The 18,822-nt window shown below is 58.8% G+C and carries 17 protein-coding genes; 7 read left to right on the top strand and 10 right to left on the bottom strand.

Going from position 1 to position 18,822, the window contains the following annotated elements; all coding sequences use genetic code 11:
- Positions 1-45: 45 nt before the first annotated feature.
- A complete protein-coding gene (locus tag LOY38_RS05705) occupies positions 46-1,059 on the top strand; it encodes a sensor domain-containing diguanylate cyclase (RefSeq protein ID WP_258699174.1) in 1,014 nt (337 codons plus the stop codon).
- Between the two features lie 27 nt (positions 1,060-1,086).
- On the opposite strand, the gene msrA is transcribed toward LOY38_RS05705, so the two are convergent.
- From msrA to msrB, 3 genes are read right to left on the bottom strand one after another with little or no spacing between them, the layout of a single operon-like run.
- A complete protein-coding gene (gene msrA, locus LOY38_RS05700) occupies positions 1,087-1,794 on the bottom strand; it encodes a peptide-methionine (S)-S-oxide reductase MsrA (protein ID WP_258699173.1) in 708 nt (235 codons plus the stop codon).
- Positions 1,795-1,822: 28 nt separating this feature from the next.
- Positions 1,823-3,631 (bottom strand): cytochrome c biogenesis protein DipZ, encoded by a 1,809-nt coding sequence (locus LOY38_RS05695; protein WP_258699172.1) that lies wholly within the window; start codon positions 3,629-3,631, stop codon positions 1,823-1,825.
- Positions 3,632-3,674: 43 nt separating this feature from the next.
- Positions 3,675-4,190, bottom strand: a complete 516-nt coding sequence (gene msrB, locus LOY38_RS05690) for a peptide-methionine (R)-S-oxide reductase MsrB (protein WP_258699171.1) — start codon at positions 4,188-4,190, stop codon at positions 3,675-3,677.
- Positions 4,191-4,343: 153 nt separating this feature from the next.
- Here msrB and LOY38_RS05685 point away from each other — a divergent pair, with 153 nt between their 5' ends.
- The 5 genes from LOY38_RS05685 to LOY38_RS05665 all read left to right on the top strand — a co-directional run bounded on the left by LOY38_RS05685 (position 4,344) and on the right by LOY38_RS05665 (position 9,281).
- Entirely contained in the window at positions 4,344-5,060 is a 717-nt protein-coding gene (locus LOY38_RS05685) for a response regulator transcription factor (protein WP_258699170.1), read from the top strand.
- Complete coding sequence (locus tag LOY38_RS05680; RefSeq protein WP_258699169.1) at positions 5,057-6,589, top strand: HAMP domain-containing sensor histidine kinase; 1,533 nt, start codon at positions 5,057-5,059, stop codon at positions 6,587-6,589. The genes LOY38_RS05685 and LOY38_RS05680 overlap by 4 nt, the downstream gene beginning before the upstream one ends.
- Positions 6,590-6,656: 67 nt before the next feature.
- Positions 6,657-7,172, top strand: a complete 516-nt coding sequence (locus LOY38_RS05675; protein WP_258699168.1) for a hypothetical protein — start codon at positions 6,657-6,659, stop codon at positions 7,170-7,172.
- A gap of 135 nt (positions 7,173-7,307) precedes the next feature.
- Positions 7,308-8,012, top strand: coding sequence for a hypothetical protein (locus LOY38_RS05670; protein WP_258699167.1), 705 nt, complete (start codon positions 7,308-7,310; stop codon positions 8,010-8,012).
- Between the two features lie 990 nt (positions 8,013-9,002).
- Positions 9,003-9,281, top strand: a complete 279-nt coding sequence (locus LOY38_RS05665; RefSeq protein WP_258699166.1) for a DUF3077 domain-containing protein — start codon at positions 9,003-9,005, stop codon at positions 9,279-9,281.
- Positions 9,282-9,337: 56 nt separating this feature from the next.
- On the opposite strand, the gene cyoE is transcribed toward LOY38_RS05665, so the two are convergent.
- The 7 genes from cyoE to hmpA all read right to left on the bottom strand — a co-directional run bounded on the left by cyoE (position 9,338) and on the right by hmpA (position 16,972).
- Positions 9,338-10,225 carry a heme o synthase gene (cyoE, locus tag LOY38_RS05660; protein ID WP_007941628.1) on the bottom strand — a complete coding sequence of 296 codons (888 nt, stop codon included), beginning with the start codon at positions 10,223-10,225 and terminating at the stop codon, positions 9,338-9,340.
- Between the two features lie 11 nt (positions 10,226-10,236).
- On the bottom strand, positions 10,237-10,572 hold the full coding sequence (cyoD, locus tag LOY38_RS05655) for a cytochrome o ubiquinol oxidase subunit IV (protein ID WP_008025399.1): 336 nt from the start codon (positions 10,570-10,572) through the stop codon (positions 10,237-10,239).
- Positions 10,573-11,199 carry a cytochrome o ubiquinol oxidase subunit III gene (locus LOY38_RS05650; RefSeq protein ID WP_008044529.1) on the bottom strand — a complete coding sequence of 209 codons (627 nt, stop codon included), beginning with the start codon at positions 11,197-11,199 and terminating at the stop codon, positions 10,573-10,575.
- 3 nt (positions 11,200-11,202) lie between these two features.
- The gene (gene cyoB, locus LOY38_RS05645; protein WP_258699165.1) at positions 11,203-13,233 is read right to left on the bottom strand and encodes a cytochrome o ubiquinol oxidase subunit I; all 2,031 of its coding nucleotides are present in this window, start codon (positions 13,231-13,233) and stop codon (positions 11,203-11,205) included.
- 3 nt (positions 13,234-13,236) lie between these two features.
- Positions 13,237-14,181, bottom strand: coding sequence for a ubiquinol oxidase subunit II (gene cyoA / locus LOY38_RS05640; protein WP_258699164.1), 945 nt, complete (start codon positions 14,179-14,181; stop codon positions 13,237-13,239).
- Positions 14,182-15,010: 829 nt separating this feature from the next.
- Entirely contained in the window at positions 15,011-15,520 is a 510-nt protein-coding gene (locus LOY38_RS05635; RefSeq protein WP_258699163.1) for a disulfide bond formation protein B, read from the bottom strand.
- 270 nt (positions 15,521-15,790) lie between these two features.
- Complete coding sequence (gene hmpA / locus LOY38_RS05630) at positions 15,791-16,972, bottom strand: NO-inducible flavohemoprotein (RefSeq protein WP_258699162.1); 1,182 nt, start codon at positions 16,970-16,972, stop codon at positions 15,791-15,793.
- A 147-nt stretch (positions 16,973-17,119) separates the two neighbouring features.
- On the opposite strand from hmpA, the gene norR reads away from it, so the two are divergent.
- Complete coding sequence (gene norR / locus LOY38_RS05625; protein WP_258699161.1) at positions 17,120-18,673, top strand: nitric oxide reductase transcriptional regulator NorR; 1,554 nt, start codon at positions 17,120-17,122, stop codon at positions 18,671-18,673.
- The last annotated feature ends 149 nt before the right edge of the window (positions 18,674-18,822 follow it).

Here is an 18,822-nt window from a genome sequence, read left to right as displayed (position 1 = left end):
CGACTGACGAGTCACGTTGATATCAGGACGGCAGGGAGACCGATGATGGGTGAGGCATCGAATATCGAGCCGTTGAAGTTCGATCTGTCAAATTTTAACGAAGACATGCTGCACACCATTCTGGAACTGGTCAGCGATGGTATCTGGGACTGGAACGCCAACACCGGGTTCGTCTACCGCAACCCCGGGTGGTACGAGATGCTTGGCTATACGCCTCACTCCCTGGATAACAACGTGTTGACCTGGGAAAACGTGATCCACCCCGACGATTATTCGCGGGTCATGGCGTTGTTTGATGACTACCTGGATCAGCGCGCTCCCGGTTATCAGGCCGAGTATCGCTGCCGCATGCGCGATGGCACTTACACCTGGATCGAAGATCGCGGCTACGTGCTGGCACGTAATGCCGACGGTTCGGTGGCGCGAATGGTCGGCGCGCATCGCAGCATCGAAGACAAGAAACGCCTGTTCGAAGAAATGGAGCGGCGCAATCAATCCCTCGAAGCCATCGTCGAAGAACGCACCCGAGAGTTGTCCCGGGTCAATCAGCAGTTACAGATTCAACTCGAAGAAAATCGCAAACTGGCGGAAACCGATGTACTGACCGCCATCGCCAATCGCTATCGTCTGGAAAAAGCCCTGCCCCAGGAATGCGATCGCGCCCAACGCTTTCGTCAGCCTCTGTCACTGATCGCCATGGACATCGATGACTTCAAAAACATCAACGATCACTACGGCCACGCCCTGGGTGATGCGGCGTTGGTGCAGGTGATCGAGAGCGTGAAACACTGCGTGCGCGAAGGCGATCTGTTGGCGCGTTGGGGTGGTGACGAATTCATCCTGATCCTGCCCAATACCTCGTTGGCCGACGCCAGGTCACTCGCTGAAAGAATCCGTCATGGCCTGGCGAGCCTGCTGCCGGTCGGGGACTATCAAGTGACCATGAGTTTTGGCGTGGTGCAACGCTTTGAAGAAGAACAACAGACCGGGTTGCTGGCCAGGGCTGATCAGGCGTTGTATCGGTCGAAAATCGCGGGCAAGAATCTGATTTCGGGGTGAGGCGACTCCGTCCTGTCAGCCACCTGCCTACATTCCCGCTTTCACCAACACTGGTTTTTCCTGATACCGATCCGGATACAGTTGCTTCAACTGCGACACTTTCGGCAGGTCATTGATCACGATGTAGGGGTACGTCGGATGCTCGGTCAGGAAGTCCTGGTGCTCCTCCTCCGCCGGGTAGAAACCGTTGTAGCTTTCCAGCTTGGTGACAATCGGTTTATTGAACGCGTGGGCAGCGTCGAGCTGGGTGATGTAGGCCTGGGCGACGCGTTGCTGCCCGGTGCTTTTCGGGAATAGCGCCGACCGATACTGAGTGCCGCTGTCCGGGCCCTGACGGTTGAGTTCGGTGGGGTTGTGGGCCACCGAAAAATAGATCTGCAACAAGGTTCCGTAACTGACCTGAGCGGGATCGAAGGTCACTTCGACGGCCTCCGCATGGCCAGTGTCCCCCTTACTGACCCGCTCGTATTGAGCGGTGTTGGCTGCGCCACCGGCATAACCGGAAACCGCATTTTTCACCCCTTTGACATGCTGGAACACGCCTTGGACGCCCCAGAAGCAACCGCCGGCAAAAACCGCCGTTTCGCTGTGCGCCTGGGTGGTTTCGTCGAGCGTCGGCGCAGGAATGATGACCGCCTCTTCGACGCCTGCGAAAGAGAACGCAGAGCACTGACCGATAACGCCAGCGGCGGCCAGACCCAGCAAGGTGCGACGCCAGTTGAATGGAGTTTTCATGGGCTGTCTCCTGAATGAATGGGGGCTATCAACCAAACGTGAATGCATACGCCGACACACCGGGATCGAGAAACTCGATGCTGAATGTCCGCTCCGTTACGCCTGCGGTCTGGCGTACCAGTTGATACAACCGCTGCTCGGTGACGCTGCCGCTGCCATCGGGCGCGACGTCGATACCGTGGGCATCTCCGGGGGGCTTTCCATCGATCAACACTTTGAAGCGTACCGGTTTACCGTCAGCACCGGGGCCCAACACCAAGTGCAAATCGCGAGCGTGAAAGCGATAAACGATGCGACTGGCCGGCGCGCTTGAGACGGCCCGCTCCGGACCGACAGTCCATTGGCCGTCCAGGCTCCAGTCATTGAGGGTCAGTTGTGAAGGTGGGCTATAGACCGCCACCTTGTCCGGCACCAAGCCGGCTTCAGGGGCGAAATGCTCCGCCCGCCGGTAGCCGACATAGGTTTCGGGCGATTGCACTTCATTCATGTCCGGGGCGAGTTGAACACCCTGGGCATTGGCATTGATCAGTCCGTCCGCGACTTTCACGGCGCCTGCCTCACGCAGCAGTTGCTGAATCACTCGCTCCGATTCGGCGTACTCGCCTTCACCGAAGTGGTGATAACGAATGCGCCCCTGAGCATCGGCAAAGTAGTGAGCCGGCCAGTATTGATTGTTGAAAGCACGCCAGATCCTGTAGTCGTTATCGATTGCCACCGGGTAGGTGATGCCCAGGCCCTTCATGGCGCTGGTGACATTGCCGACATCCCGTTCGAAAGCAAACTCGGGCGCATGGACACCGATCACCACCAAACCCTGATCACGATACTTCTCGGCCCAGGCCTTCACATACGGCAGGGTGCGCAGGCAGTTGATGCAGGAGTAAGTCCAGAAATCCACCAGCACAACCTTGCCCTTCAACGCCTGGGCGGTGAGTGGGGGCGAGTTGAGCCATTGCACAGCGCCGTCCAGCGATGGAAGGTTGCCCTCAATCGGCAGTGCGTTCGGCGCCTTCGCGGTCACTTTCATCGCGTCGCCAGCGGCCATCATGCTGCCGGCGGGTTGATCGCCGGCCCGTGGAATCTGCGCCATCATCGTCCCGCTGTTGGCCGGTGTCTTACTGGCCAATCGGTCAACCAGCACCTGCTCGATGCCGCCGGTGGACGCCGTCGAAACCCGCGCCAGAATCCCGGTGTCCAGCCCCAGGGCAATCGCCACCACACCGACCAGCATCGCTGCGCCCAGGCCACGACGTAGCCACTCGCCTGCGCCTATCGAGCGCTTCATCGCGGCGAAGACTTTACCGCCCAGCAGCAGTGCCGCGGCGAGAGAAGTTGCGGCACCGCCCGCGTAAGCCAGTAACAACAGGGTGGTCGCGATGCTTGCCCCTTGCAGCGCAGCGCCGGTCAGCAGTAAACCCAGAATCGGCCCGGCGCAGGGTGCCCAGAGCAGGCCCGTGGCGACGCCGATCAGGAATGAAGCGCCGGGACGCGGCCGGGCATCGGCGCCAGCGGCTTCCGACAGCCGACCGCCGGCCGCCACCAATGGACGCGTCAGGCGTTCGGCCACCCGCGGCAGCAACAGCGTCAACCCGAACAGTGCAACGAACAGCAACGCGAGCCAGCGACCGTACTGATTGACTTGCACCACCCAACCGCCGCCCACCGCCGCCAACGAGGCGACGAGCGCGAAGGTCAGCGCCATCCCCGCCAGCAACGGCAAGCCACTCTTCATAAACGGCTGCCCGGTGCGAGCGAAGACAAAGGGCAATACCGGCAAAATGCACGGGCTGACAATCGTCAGCACACCACCGAGATAAGCGAGGACCAGAAGCCACATAACGTCGACCTGCATGAAGTGAGTGAAAGGAAGTGCCCATGAATCACGCCTGTGGCTTGAAGGTCAGCGCCAGGCCGTTCATGCAGTAACGCAGACCGGTGGGCTTTGGCCCGTCCTCGAAAACATGCCCCAGATGACCGCCGCAACGACGACAGTGCACCTCTTCGCGCAATACACCGAAGGAGCGGTCCTGTCGGGTGGCCACCGCGTTGTCCAGGGGAACCCAGAAACTCGGCCAGCCGGTACGACTGTCGAACTTGGTGTCGGAAGAAAACAACGACAGATCACAACCGGCGCAGGCAAAAACGCCCTTGCGGTGCTCGTTGTTCAGCGGGCTGCTATAGGCCCGTTCGGTGCCCTCTTCGCGCAGTATTTCGTACTGCTCGGCGCTGAGCAGGGCGCGCCATTCGCTGTCGCTGTGAGTCACCTCGAAAACCTCCTGTGCGCGGGCTTCATCGACCAACGCGACGCTTGCGGAAAATTTTGGCAATACACCGATCACCAGGGCTGCAGCCCCTAGCCCGCCGCTTGCTACGAGAAACTGTCGCCGTGAAAACATGGGCCTTCTCCAAAATGCCAGGTGCCTTGCATGGAACACAGCCTAGGCTTGAGTTGATCGCCAAATCCTCACGAGGAGTTAAACAATTCGTGATAACTCAGCCTCAGGAAAACCCGCACAATGTGTTCATTGCGTCACAAAGGATCGAGCTCCATGGAACAGACCAAACGCGTCCTGGTGGTCGAGGACGACCTGCATATCGCCGACCTTATCTGCCTTCATCTTCGCGATGAGCAGTTCGAGGTGGTGCACTGCGCCGACGGCGATGAGGGCATGCGACTGCTGCAGCAAGGAAGCTGGGACGCACTGATCCTCGACCTGATGCTGCCTGGCGTCGACGGCCTGGAAATCTGCCGCCGTGCCCGGGCCATGGCCCGCTACACCCCGATCATCATCACCAGTGCGCGCTCCAGCGAAGTCCATCGGATTCTGGGGCTGGAGCTGGGCGCCGACGATTACCTGGCCAAACCCTTTTCCATGCTCGAGCTGGTGGCACGGGTCAAGGCACTGCTGCGACGGGTCGACGCCATGGCCCGCAACCTGAAAATGGATGCCGGCAGCCTGATCAGCGATGGCCTGTCCATCGACCCGATCACCCGTGAAGTCTCCCTCGACGGCCGGCGTCTTGACCTCACGCCACGGGAGTTCGACCTGCTGTACTTCTTCGTCCGCCAGCCCGGCAAGGTCTTCTCGCGCATGGACCTGCTCAACGCGGTATGGGGCTACAGTCACGAAGGCTACGAACATACGGTCAACACCCACATCAACCGCTTGCGGGCGAAGATTGAGGGCGATCCGGCGCAACCGGCGCGCATCCTCACGGTGTGGGGTCGTGGCTACAAATTCGCAGCAAGCGGAGAGCAGCCATGAGGCTGACCCTGACTCAACGCCTGTCCCTGGTGTTCGCCGTACTGTTGCTGGTGTGCTGCGGCACCTCGGTATGGATGCAGGTGCGTTCCAACCAGATGCATGAACTGGAAGTGGTGCAGGGGTTGTCGCGGGATCTGGCGCAACACATCGCCCACGACACCGTACTGATGGACCGCAATGGCCCGATGCCCAATGCCGTGCGTGAATTGTTCAGCCAGCTGATGCTGGTCAACCCCAGTGTCGAGGTCTATCTGTTGGACACCGCAGGCCGAATTGTCGGCAGCGCCGCGCCCGAGGGCCGGATACGCCGAGAGCAGGTCGATCTGGCGCCGATCCAGCGTTTGCTCAAAGGCGAGGCCCTGCCGATTCTCGGCGACGATCCGCGCAGCGCCGATGGCAGCAAGGTGTTCAGCGCCGCGCCATTGCGGGTCAACGGTCAACCGGCAGGTTATCTCTATGTGGTGTTGCTCAGTGAAGAACACGACCGTTTCGCCGAACGCGGCGCCACCAGCGCAGCGCTCAATACCGCTTTGTTGTCCATTGGACTGGTGGCGTTGCTGTGCCTGATTGCAGGCCTTACGGCATTTGCTCTGATCACCCGGCCATTGCGCCGTTTGACCGAGAAAGTCAGCCGGTTCGATATCAATGGCGTTCCGTCGGCGCCGCCCGCCTCGCCCGAGCCAGAGCCAGAGCCGGTAGAAAAAGCCGCCAGCCACGATGAAATTGCCATACTCGACGCCGCCTTCCGGCAGATGCAAGCGCGCCTCGGCGAACAATGGCGCTCGCTGACCCGTCAGGATCAGGAGCGTCGTGAACTGGTGGCGAACATCTCCCACGACCTGCGCACACCGCTGGCCTCGCTGCATGGTTACCTGGAAACCCTGTCGCTCAAGGACGCCACGTTGTCCCCCGCCGACCGCCGCCGCTATCTGGGAATCGCCCTGGATCAAAGCCGCAAGGTCGGCGGCCTGGCCCAATCACTGCTGGAACTGGTGCGGCTGGAACACGGTTTCGTGCAACCGGTGCTGGAGCGCTTCTCCCTGACCGATCTGGTGCAGGACATCTTTCAGAAATTCGAACTCAGCGCCGAAGCGCGCCAGGTCGAGCTCAAGGCCACCTTCGCCCCCAACGTCTCGGCGGCCTGCGCAGATCTGGGATTGATCGAGCGGGTGCTGACCAACCTGTTCGACAACGCGCTGCGTCATACGCCTCAAGGTGGAGAGATCGAGCTGAGCCTCCGCCCTCAGGGGGCTTTTATCGAAGTGACCGTGAGCGACACCGGTCCCGGCATCACCCCCGAGTTGCGCGAAAGTCTGTTCCTGCGTCCGTTCAACATTGGCGGCGCCAGGCGCGATGGCGGACTGGGGCTGCGGATCGTGCATCGGATCCTGCAATTGCACGGTCGCGAGATCGAACTGATCGATGTGCCCGGACGCGGCGCGACCTTTCGCTTCTCGTTACCGGTGGATGAGCAGACCGCCGAGCAATGGGCTGTTCGGTCGACGAATCCGAACGCAATGAGGAAATAGTCGACCACTTTGGCCATAGCAACGGCTATTATCCCGGCCTTCATTTTTCGGCAAGGAACGCTGCGCAATGCTCATCACCCTGCAAAACATCCCGCTGTGGGTTTACGTGTTTTTTTTGGTGTTGTGTTACTTCGGGATCAAAGCGCTTTATCCGACCCATGAAAGCAAAGCCGCATTACTTGTCACTCCGCCGACCCTGCTGGCATGGTCCCTGTTTTCACTGAACCTCACGCTGAACCCTCAGCTCTCGGTGGGTTGCTGGTTGGTCACGTTTCTGCTGGGCAGCCTCGCGGCGCTGGTGTTTTTTTCGCGCAAGGGCGTGGAGCTGGATGATCCGGAAACCGGGCTGATCGTGCCTGGCAGTTGGAAGACGCTGGTGCTCTGCCAGCTGTTTTTTGCTGTGAACTTTTACTTCGGCTATCAGGACGACGTGCATCCGGAACAGGCTGCTACGTTTGAGGTGCTGCTGTTCGAGGCTTCGGCGTCGGGATTTGTCTATGGATTGATCTGCGGACGGTCGCTGAAATTTTATCGGCTGTTGCTGGAGCTTCAGGCGCAACGTCCCAAAATGGCTGCCGGTTAAAAGGCCCTCGCCAAAAATGCTGACCAGCCGCCTGTTCATCCGTGACAACGCAGCCTCGGTCCAATAGATTAGGCGGCCTGAAAAGGCCTCGTGCTTTCTCGCCTCAATCCAAGTTAAAGAAGTAGTGAAATTTCAATGTCCGATTCCAATACCGCTGAATCCGTAGTCACCTTGTCGTCCAAAGCGGAATACGAAAACTCCATCAATCTTTCACAACACGTGCCACAGGCCAAGACCATCAGCGAGATGGTTCTGGACGCTTTTCAATCCACCCGGGAAAGCGACCAGATCCGCGAGCTGCGCACCGCGATTCGCCAGGCTCACGACAGCTTCGATGACGATAAAGCCTACGAACTGATGGGCGAACTCAAGCAATTGAAAGACGCCGAAGCGGCCGACATTGCCGCCCTGGAAGACCTGAGCAGCAAATTCCCGATCAGCCGCATTCTGTCGAGCTTCAAGGATGACCCGGCGTTCCAGGAAATCGTCTATGGCTTGGCGCTGAAGGTACTGAACCAGACTCACCAAGCCATCAGCAACCCGAGCAGCGGCAAGAGCAAAGCGGCTCGCGCCAAGAAAGAAGTCGAAGTGTTCACCATCAGCAAGGACGGCATCAGCGTCACCCTGCCCCTGCGCACCCCGCGCTCGCGCCTGAACGTTGACCGTGAAGCGCTGGAGTTCCTGGGCTTCACTTTCGTCGGCGAAGGCGAGGAAGCGGAACTGGAAAGCGAAACGTTCCTGGACAATGCCGGGGCCGAACAAGCGGTCAACCGCAAGAACATCATCACCGCGCTTCAGCAACAAACCGCGTTCGACGGCTACAGCATCGCCGCGCAGTAACGCTAAACGTTGCACATAAAAATCCCCGCCATCAGAGCGGGGATTTTTATTGCCTGTACGCCCGGGATTGGCACTCGATTCAGGTGCTGCGCGCCATCTCTAACGTAAGCATCACACCTGCCCAGTTTGCAACGGCTAGCGTCGTTGGTCGATCCCGCTATCATGCAGGGCGTAGATCACGAGTGTAGATAACGCCATGCCAAGATTGTCATTCGCCGTCAGGATTTTGTTCGCATGCTGCCTTTTCATCGCAACCGCTAATCACATCCGTGCAGACGTTTCGCATGGATTGCTCTGGGACTATGGATATGGACCTAGCGCTTACTTGGCTAGCCGTATTTTCTGGGGGGCACTTACGTTTTTTGACCCGCTTGCCGCACTGCTACTTTTCATCAAGCCAAGAGCCGGAATCGTGCTTACGGTAGCGATTATTTTGGTCGACGTAACCCATAACACTTTTTACGTCGCATTGAAGCAGCAGTGGCTGGAGCCGTTCTACCTGTCCCAGGTAGCTTTCCTTATCGTAGTATTCCTACTCTCACCCATCGCTTGGAATGGCCCTATTCGGGACGTAGCGCTCACCAGTCCAGTTCGACTGTGATTCGCTCCATTTATGAGGTAGGAGCTCTTCGATCTCATGCGCCTGCGCCAATCACGAACTTAGATCCCCAATAATACCTACCTCAACCGTCAGATTGGACGAGAAACATGCCGTCCGCACCATCGGAGGCTGAATCGGAAGGTGTGTTGCCCGGACTCTCAAGCCGCACACAAAATCTTACACAGGCCAGTACGTCGCTACGATTGTGCACCCTACCCTTGCCCGCCAACCTCAAACAGTCGCTGCCAATTCAGCGACCGGGCCTGAGAACTCGAACAGATGCAGGAACCAATCGGAGTTCTCCAGATGCACGCCAGCAATCCGTTCAAAATTTATGCTTCTGCCCCTCCGGTCATAACTCACCAGCTCCCAGCTACCGAAGGTGCCCAATGACCAACCCCCAAGACCTGAAAACCATCGGCCTCACCCACTTCTCCCTCCACACCAACGAACCCTTGTTCCGCATCAACGCCGGAGCCCCGTTGATCGAAGCACTCTCCCACGCCACCGACTTGCTCCATGTCGCCAAACTGCTCGCATCAGATGCGGCGATGGTTCGCGACACAGACCGACATGCCTGGGCCTCGCATTATTTGCAGGATATGAGTAAGGCGATCGTCGATGACGTGGTGAAGGTGCTCGACGCACCGTGTAACAACCGCACATGAACGAAAAGCCCCGCGCTTCTCTCGAAGGCGGGGCTTTTCTTTACAGCATCCGAAGCTTAAGGCGCGTAAGTCAGCAACAGCTCACTCGGCACTTTAAAATCCAGCGACATCATCACGCTCAAAGCAGTAATGGTGAAGATCGAGAACACGAACAGCTTGCGTGCCCAGACCGTGTCATCCACTGCCTTGTAGCCGGTCCAGGCCATGTACAACCAGTACATGCCCATGGCCGCGGCGACGGCGAGGTAGCTCATGCCGGCGTAGCCGCTGAAGGTCAGCATCAAGGTCGCCACGAGGAAGGCCAGGATGTAGAGCAGGATGTGTTTCTTGGCCACTTCAATGCCGCGCTTCACTGGCAGCACCGGAATCGATGCGGCCAGGTAATCGTTGAAGCGGAAGATCGCGATGGCGTAGGAATGCGGCATCTGCCACAGGCTGAACATCACCAGCAACGTCAGTGCGGCCATGTCGAAGTTATTGCTGACCGCGACGTAACCGATCACCGGCGGCATCGCCCCCGACAGACTGCCCACCAGCGTGCCGTGAACCGACTTGCGCTTGAGGTACAGGCTGTAGAAGCCGACGTAGATGACAAAACCGATCACCGCGAACAGCGCGGCCAACGGGTTGGCCACCTTGTACAGCAACGCAACGCCGGCGACACCCAGGACGGTCGCATAAGCCAGGGCCAGTTTCAGGGAGATCAAGCCCTGGACCAGCACCCGGTTCTTGGTGCGTTCCATCTTCAGGTCGATATCGCGGTCGATGCAGTTGTTGAACACGCAACCGGAGGCTACTACCAGGGACGTCCCGATCATGGCGGCCAGGAAGATGGCCAGATCGACATGCCCTTTGGAGGCCAGGAAAAATCCGCCTGCCACAGAAAGCACGTTACCGAAAATGATCCCCGGTTTGGTGATTTGGATAAAGTGCTTAAAGGACATCCGGACTTACCTCAGTGCGCCATCATGTTGGTGTGGATGCTGAACATGATCCACAGCGACAGGCCTACCAACAGGACGATTACGATCGCGGCAAACACAAACGCAATCACGTTGTTACGCTGCGCGGCGGAACGGTCCAGGTGGAGGAAGTACACCAGGTGCACCAGCACCTGGATGACTGCGAAGGCCAGTACGATCCACAGGGTCAGGGCTTTCGGCAGCGACGGGTACATCACCAGGCCGAAAGGAATGACGGTCAGGATCACCGACAGGATGAAACCGATAGCATAGGACTTGACGCTGCCGTGGCCGGCGTCGTGGCTATCGTGGGAATGAGCGTTAGCCATTTACATAGTCCCCATCAGATAAACAACGGTGAATACGCAGATCCACACCACGTCCAGGAAGTGCCAGAACAGGCTCAGGCAGCTCAGACGAGTCTTGTTGGTCGCCGTCAGGCCGTTTTTCTGCACCTGGTACATCATGATCGCCATCCAGATCAGACCGCTGGTCACGTGCAGACCGTGGGTGCCGACCAGGGTGAAGAACCCGGACAGGAAGCCGCTGCGGCTAGGACCGAAGCCCTCGGAGATCAACACGTGGAACTCGTTGATCTCCATGCCGATGAAGCCGGCACCGAACAGGAAGGTCATGGCCAGCCAGCCCAGGACCTGGTTCTTCTTGCCCTTGAACAACGCCAGCATGGCGAAGCCGTAGGTGATCGAGCTGAACAGCAGCAGAGCGGTTTCGCCCAGTACGTATGGCAGTTCGAAGATGTCGTGGCCCGACGGGCCACCCGCTACGTTGTTAACCAGTACCGCGTACGCCGCGAAGATCGACGCAAACAGAATGCAGTCGGTCATCAGGTAGAGCCAGAAACCGAATACGGTCATCTCGCCCGAGTCGTGGTGATGGTCATCATGCCCATGTCCATCGACATGGGTGTGTCCAGCATTGGTCACTAAGTTCGACATGGTTTAAGCCTGTTCCAACGAGGTTTCAACACGGGTGGCGGTGGCTGGAACTTTCCCGGCCGCTACCAGACGCTTGTGCTGCTCGGCTTCGATGCGCTCGATCACGTCGACCGGCACCATATAGCCTTGATCATCGCGTGCAGCGTGGATCACGAAGTAGCCCACGGTGCCCACCAGACCAACGATGGCCAACCACCAGATGTGCCAGATCATCGCGAAACCGAACACGGTCAACAGAGCACCCATGACCAGACCGGTCGCGGTGTTGTTTGGCATGTGGATCGGCTCGTACTTGGCTGGAGCCTTGTACGCGGTGCCGTTTTCCTTGGCTTCGGTGAACGGGTCGATGCTGTCTGCTTTTGGCAGCACGGCAAAGTTGTAGAACGGTGGTGGCGAGGAGGTCGACCATTCCAGGGTGTGGGCATTCCACGGATCGCCGTGTTCGCACATGTTTTCTGGCTTGTTGCGGTCACGCACGCTGACGTACAGCTGGATCAGCTGGCAGGCGATACCCGCAGCGATCATCACCGCACCGAACATGGCCACGTACAGGTACGGTACCCACTCAGGGTTGGTGGTAGCGTTCAGACGACGGGTCATGCCCATGAAGCCCAGTACATAGAGCGGCATGAACGCGACGAAGAAGCCGGTGATCCAGAACCAGAATGCTGCCTTGCCCCAACCTTCGTGCAGCTTGAAGCCGAACGCTTTCGGGAAGTAGAAGGCGAAACCTGCGATGTAACCGAATACCGCGCCGCCGATGATCACGTTATGGAAGTGCGCGATCACGAACAAGCTGTTGTGCAGCACGAAGTCAGCACCCGGAATGGCCAGCAGTACGCCGGTCATGCCGCCGATGGCGAAAGTCACCATGAAGCCCAGGGTCCACAGAACCTGGCTGGTGAAACGCAGACGGCCTTGATAGATGGTGAACAGCCAGTTGAACAGCTTCACACCCGTCGGGATGGAAATCAGCATCGTCGCCAGACCGAAGAAGGCGTTGACGCTGGCACCCGAACCCATGGTGAAGAAGTGGTGCAGCCAAACCATGAAGCCCAGGATCGAGATCGCGCCGCTGGCGTAGATCATCGAATGGTGGCCGAACAGACGCTTGCCGGTGAAGGTCGAGATGACTTCGGAGAAGATCCCGAACGCCGGCAGAATCAGGATGTAAACCTCGGGGTGACCCCAGGCCCAGAACAGGTTGACGTACATCATCGGATTGCCACCAAGTTCATTGGTGAAAATGTGGAAATCCATGTAACGGTCAAGCGTCAGCAAAGCCAGGGTAGCGGTCAGGATCGGGAACGAAGCCACGATCAGGACGTTGGCCCAGGTGCAGGTCCAGGTGAAGATCGGCATGTCCATCAGTTTCATGCCAGGGGTACGCATTTTCAGCACGGTGGCCAGGAAGTTGACCCCCGTCAGCGTCGTACCCAGCCCGGATAGCTGCAGCGCCCAGATGTAGTAATCCATCCCCACGCCCGGGCTGTATTGCAGGCCCGACAACGGCGGATAGGCAACCCAACCGGTCTTGGCGAATTCGCCAACGCCCAGGGACAGGTTGATCAGCACCACGCCGGAAACCAGCAGCCAGAAACTCAGGGAGTTCAGGAACGGGTAGGCAACGTCACGGGCGCCGATCTGCAGCGGCACTGCAAGGTTCATCAGGCCGGTGAAGAATGGCATCGCCATGAAGATGATCATGATCACACCGTGAGCGGTGAAGATCTGGTCATAGTGTTCAGGTGGCAGGTAGCCAGGCGAACCCTCGGTGGCCATGGCCAACTGGGTACGCATCATGATGGCGTCGGCAAAACCACGCAGCAGCATGACCATGGCGACGATGATGTACATCACGCCGATTTTCTTGTGGTCGACCGAGGTCAACCACTCGGTCCACAAATAGGTCCACTTCTTGAAGTAGGTGATTGCAGCGAACAGTGCCAGACCGCCGAGCGCGATCATGGCGATGGTCACCATCACGATCGGTTCGTGGAACGGGACCGCTTCCCAACTTAATTTACCAAACATCGTTTACTCCTCTGCCCCGGCAGCTGAATGCGAACTCATGTCCATCCCTTCCATCGCGGCCACTTCGTGCTCTTTCTTCTCGTGGTGCATCGGCTTGCCCGGTTTCATACCTTCGTACTTGTCGACGATGATCTGGAACAGGTTCGGCGTGACCGAGGAGTAGAGCTCGACTGGGTTGTTCTGGCTCTGCTTGGACAGGGCTGCGTATTCAGCTTGTTCAAGCTGTTTAGGTGCCTTTTTGACTTCGCTTACCCAGGCGTCGAAATCTTCCTGGGAAGTGGCGATTGCTTTGAACTTCATGCCGGTGAAACCCGCGCCGCTGTAGTTGGCGGAGATACCGTCCATTTCAGCGTTCTGGTTGGCGATCAGGTGCAGTTTGGTCTGCATGCCCGCCATCGCGTAGATCTGGCCGCCCAGAGCCGGGATGAAGAACGAGTTCATCACGGAGTCGGACGTCACCTTGAAGTTGATCGGCGTGTGGGCCGGGAACACGATCTTGTTGACCGTGGCGATGCCTTGTTCCGGGTAGATGAACAGCCACTTCCAGTCCAGCGCGACCACTTCAATGGTGATCGGCTTGACGTCGGACTCCAGCGGCTTGTAAGGATCCAGGGCGTGGGTCGACTTGTAGGTGACGTAACCCAGGGCAATGATGATCAGTACCGGAATAGTCCACACCGCGATTTCGATCTTGGTGGAGTGGGACCATTTTGGCGTATAGACGGCGTCCTTGTTGGAAGCGCGGTATTTCCAGGCGAACAGGAACGTCATGACGATGACCGGCACGACGACCAACAGCATCAGCAGCGTTGCGGTGATGATCAGGTTTCGCTCATCCAGGCCGACCTGGCCCTTGGGATCGAGCAAGGTCATGTTGCAGCCTCCCAGCAACAACGTGCCGAGCAGCGGCAATAAGCCTAGTAGTCTGGGGTACCTGTTTTTACTCATCTCACGACCTCTAAAGCAGCTTGCGCAATGCAGTTGGGTTTTGATCGCCAACACTTCACCCTGCCAAGGGTTGGCATTTTTCTTGGATTGAATAAGGGCCTGCCCCGTCGCGCGTCAGACGCTGTTCGACAATTGCTGGGCCTGCGGTGTGTTCTTATTCGAATTCGTGGTCAAGGGCCTTGTTACAGACCAATTCCATTTGGTGCGGATCGTCGGAAGGCACCGACATCTGGGGTCGCATGAAGCCATCAGGCCTCTCGACACCCTGTTCCGCTCATGCCCCTGAGTAAGGGGTGAGCAGTGCCGGGAATTCAGTGCGGGCGATTGTAGATATATGACGATTCATAAACCACGTCTTATCCCGAAATAATTTTTATCCGTTTCAGCAACAATCATTCACGGCTTTTGCAAAAGTGCGCCATGGTATCGAAATACATTCTCAACAAAAACACCAAAAAATGTAGGTCTACCCCGCGAAGTTCAGACAGCTTCCAGGGTTCTGCGCTCGCCTTCGACCCTGCTCTACCCCCTACGTGACAAGGGCTTTGGCCATTTGCCAGCCCCTGTTAAAACTGCCTGCTTCGGCTGATGAGCGCTGAAACCGGCAGTGGCTTGAAAACCCCGTTTTGGGTGCATGGAGGTGCCCCGATTCAGCGTCTTGAAATGCCCTGCGACAATCAAGCTGTGACAACATGTCGCACACATGTCGCACCCTTCGTTGCCGCACATCACGGTCCTTTTACCTGACCTGCGAACATGCAAAAAACCCCGGCCTCTCAACGAGAATCGGGGCGTTTTTTTGTTTCATGTAACGGTGCGGCGGGCAGCCTCAGCGTAGCGCTTTACGGTTACGCGACGTGAGCAGCGGCACCAGCACCACGACCAGCACGAACGCCAGCAGCGCCCACTGCGCCAGGGACAAGCCGAGGATCGGCGGGTACGGCGTGGAGCAGAAACCGTCGACCTGGAAGCCCAGCGGGAAGATCTTCGCCAGCGGCAGGCCGTCGACGATCGGTTGCAGCACATCGATGCCGCAGCTGACCGTCGGGTAAAACTGGGTATAAACGTGATGCCCGGCCACTCCGGCACCCGCGATGGCGCAGATCACCACCAACACTTCGAACAGCGTAATGCTGCGACGGGTGCGCATCGCCGCACCGATAAACGCGAACAGTGCGATCAGCAACAACGCGTAGCGCTGCAAGATGCACAGCGGGCATGGCGCTTCGCCCAGCACCACTTGCATGTACAGCGCACCGCCGATCAGCGCCAGGCAGATGATGCCCAGCAACACCAGATAGCGCCGTTCACGTCCCAACCGCATTGTTTCCTCGCTCATCGCGTTTCCCTTCTAAATATCAATTGCCCGCAAGTCTACACGCTGTCCCTGACCTTTGAGAGCCTTGAACTGGCTGGCGGAGATTGGAGGAATGAACGATAAGCCGGTTAAGAAGGGATTAACTTTTAAGTGATTTTTACGAATCAGGACCGTGGCGTGGCCATTCGCGAGCAGGCTCGCTCCCACAGGTGACCGCGTCGTACGCTGATCAAATGTGGGAGCGAGCCTGCTCGCGATGAAGGCAACTCGGTTTCCCGGTCGCCTACAGGTTTATTCCAACGTCGCGGCCGGCCCGAAGAACTCATAACGGCTTTGCTTCTCCGGCACCCCCAAGGCCTTGAGGTGACGCTTGATCGCCGCCATGAAGCCTTTAGGCCCCAGGAAGTAAGCATCCACATCGCGCTGCTGCGGCAGCCATTCGCCCAGTTGCTCCTGGCTCAACAGGCCAACCTTGTCCGCCGCCGGGCTGACGCCATCGTCTTCGGCATAGCAATAGAAACGCTTGAGCTGCGGATGACGCTCGGCCAGGCCATCGATCCAGTCGCGGAAGGCATGAACGCTACCGTTGCGTGCGCAGTGGATAAAATGCACTGGCCGCTCGGTCGCCAGCGCCGCTTCGAGCATCGCCAGCGTCGGGGTGATGCCCACGCCGCCACTGATCAGCACCAGCGGTTTGTCGCTGGCGGTCAGGGTGAAGTCGCCCGCTGGCGGGAACAGCATGATGCTCGCGCCGACGTGCAGTTGATCGTGCAAATGGTTGGAAGCGCGGCCGCCGGTTTCGCGCTTGACGCTGATGCGGTACTGGCCCTTGTTGGCCAGCGCCGACAGCGAATAGTTACGCCGAATTTCTTCGCCATCGAGGATCAGTTTCATGCCGATGTACTGGCCGGGCTCTGCCGCGAGAATCGGGCCTTTGTCGGCCGGTTCGAAGTAGAACGAGGTGATTTCCGCGCTTTCCTCGACCTTGGCCGCCACGATGAATTCCCGCGCGCCACGCCAGCCGCCCGGAGCCTGCTCTTTCTGGTCGTAGATGCTGGCTTCGGCGCCGATCAGGATCTCGGCCAATTGACCGTAAGCCGCACCCCACGCGCTCATCACTTCAGGCGTGGCAATCTCTTCGCCCAGCACTTCGGAGATCGCCCGCAACAGGCAGCTACCCACAATCGGGTAATGTTCCGGGAGGATTTGCAAAGCCACGTGCTTGTTGATGATCTTGGCCACCAGGTCGCCCAACTGATCGAGCTGGTCGATGTGCCGCGCGTACATCAAGACACCATTGGCCAGGGCGCGAGGCTGATCGCCGCTGGCCTGGTGGGCCTGGTTGAACAGCGGGCGGACCTCCGGGTATTCGGAGAGCATCATGCGGTAGAAGTGAGTGATCAACGCTTCGCCGCCGCTTTCCAGCAGCGGCACGGTGGACTTGACGATGGCACGGTCTTGAACGCTAAGCATAAGAGCGACTCCTGGGCTTTATATGAATAACCCTTACGTATCAGTTTCCATGCCAACAATTAAAACGCTATAAATCAACTAGTTAAAAACAAAGTAGTCATATGGACACACGACGCTTTATAGTCATACCGACTACACGGAGTCATTATGACTGCAAAATTACTGCTCACCACTCTGCTGCCCCTGGTTTCCGACCTGTCCCGCGAACTGCCCGAAGGCGAGCGCTACCGACGCCTGCTCGAAGCCATGCGCGCCCTACTCCCTTGCGACGCCGCCGCCCTGCTGCGACTCGACGGCGAATGGCTGGTGCCGCTGGCCGTGGACGGGTTGAGCACCGACACCCTCGGCCGACGTTTCAAGGTCAGCGAACACCCGCGGTTCGAAACGCTGCTCAGCAGTTCCGGCCCGACTCGCTTCGCCGCCGACAGCGATTTGCCCGATCCTTATGACGGCCTGGTCGACGGCCTGCACGATCACCTGGAAGTCCACGACTGCATGGGCTGCCCGTTGTTTATCGACGAGCGCCCGTGGGGTCTGCTGACCCTCGACGCCCTCGCCCCTGAACGCTTCGAACCGATCGAGCTAGATGCCCTGCAAGCCTTCGCCAGCCTCGCCGCCGCCACGGTCAACGCCGCCGAGCGCATCGAACGGCTGGCCAATCGCGCCGAAGACGAACACCAGCGCGCCGAGGTTTACCGTCAGGCCAGCGGCCAGCAAAACCGCGAAATGATCGGCCAGAGCAAGGCTCACAAACGCTTGGTGGAAGAGATCAACCTGGTGGGCGGCAGCGACCTGACGGTGCTGATCACCGGGGAAACCGGGGTCGGCAAAGAGCTGGTGGCCCAAGCCATCCACGCGGCGTCGCCACGGGCCGCCAAACCGATCATCAGCCTCAACTGCGCCGCCCTGCCGGACACCCTGGTGGAGAGCGAACTGTTCGGCCATGTGCGCGGAGCCTTCACCGGGGCGACGAGTGATCGTCGCGGCAAGTTCGAACTGGCCAATGGCGGCACGTTGTTTCTCGATGAAGTGGGCGAACTGTCACTGACGGTGCAGGCTAAATTGCTGAGGGTGTTGCAGAGCGGGCAATTGCAGCGACTGGGATCGGACAAGGAACATCAGGTCGACGTGCGACTGATCGCAGCGACCAACCGCGATCTGGCCGAGGAAGTTCGCAGCGGTCGCTACCGTGCCGACTTCTATCATCGCCTCAGCGTTTACCCGCTGCTGGTGCCCGCCCTGCGGGATCGCGGTCGGGATGTGCTGTTGCTCAGCGGCTACTTCCTGGAGCAAAACCGCTCACGCATGGGCCTCAATAGCCTGCGCCTGACCAGCGATGCCCAAGCGGCCCTGCTGGCGTATGGTTGGCCAGGGAACGTGCGGGAGCTGGAGCATTTGATTGGCCGCAGTGCATTGAAAGCCTTGGGTAACTGCAAGGAACGGCCGAAGATTCTCAGTTTGAGCGCGGCGGATCTGGACTTGCCCAATGGCAGCGTTGAGCACGCGCCGGAGCCGGTGGTTGCCGCGCCGGCGGCTGAGCTGGTTTCAGGGGATTTGCGTGCGGCCACCGAGCATTATCAGCGCCAACTGATCAGCGCTTGCCTGGAACGGCACCAGCACAACTGGGCCAGCACGGCGCGGGAGCTGGGTCTGGATCGGGCGAATCTGGGGCGGATGGCCAAGCGGTTGGGCATGAAATAAGCCAAGATCGCAGCCTTCGGCAGCGCCTACATTGACCGCAATCCCCTGTAGGAGCTGCCGAAGGCTGCGATCTTTTGATCTACTCAACATTTATTGGCACTAAAGCCTGCCCCCGACAAGTCGATAACCCGGCATCGATAGCTGTTGGC

The sequence above is a fragment of the Pseudomonas sp. B21-015 genome (assembly GCF_024749285.1).
GTDB lineage: Bacteria > Pseudomonadota > Gammaproteobacteria > Pseudomonadales > Pseudomonadaceae > Aquipseudomonas.
This window is presented reverse-complemented; position numbering and strand designations above follow the sequence as displayed.